The sequence below is a fragment of the Oleiphilus sp. HI0117 genome (genome assembly GCF_001635235.1).
In genome coordinates this window covers 1-405 of the sequence record NZ_LWGA01000525.1, presented here as the reverse complement: position 1 = coordinate 405, position 405 = coordinate 1, and the positions used below count along the sequence as shown (strand labels likewise).

The following is a 405-nucleotide window of genomic DNA, read 5'->3' as shown; positions in this document are numbered from 1 at the left end:
AGCATTCAAGTTTACTTAGGTCTTACTTTAGCAAGCCATCAATATCGACTAATGACGAAACCGAAAACCTAATTGGAAGTTTGCTAAGCAGGCTTTCAGCAGTTGCCAGAAAACCAAATCTTGGTGTCATGGGGCGTTCCGATGCAGGAAAGAGTCATTTCATAAATTACTTGCTAGGAGAAGCAAAGCTTCCTTCAAAGCTACAGCCGACTACCAGTGCTATTACTGTTTTGAAACACATTGAGGATAGACCTGAGACGGTTAAAGATGACGTTCTTATTTTTAACGAACTATGTGACATCTCTTTGTTAGATTCTCCGAGTTACTATGAGCAGAACGACATAATCTATAAGGCTGGCGGTTATGATTTATTGTCTGACGAAATTGTTCATGACCACTTTGAAG

The 405-nt window shown here is 39.8% G+C and carries 1 protein-coding gene; it reads left to right on the top strand.

Annotated features, from left to right (window positions below):
* A partial coding sequence (locus tag A3757_RS05855; protein ID WP_197469854.1) for a dynamin family protein occupies positions 1-405 on the top strand: 405 nt, incomplete at both ends.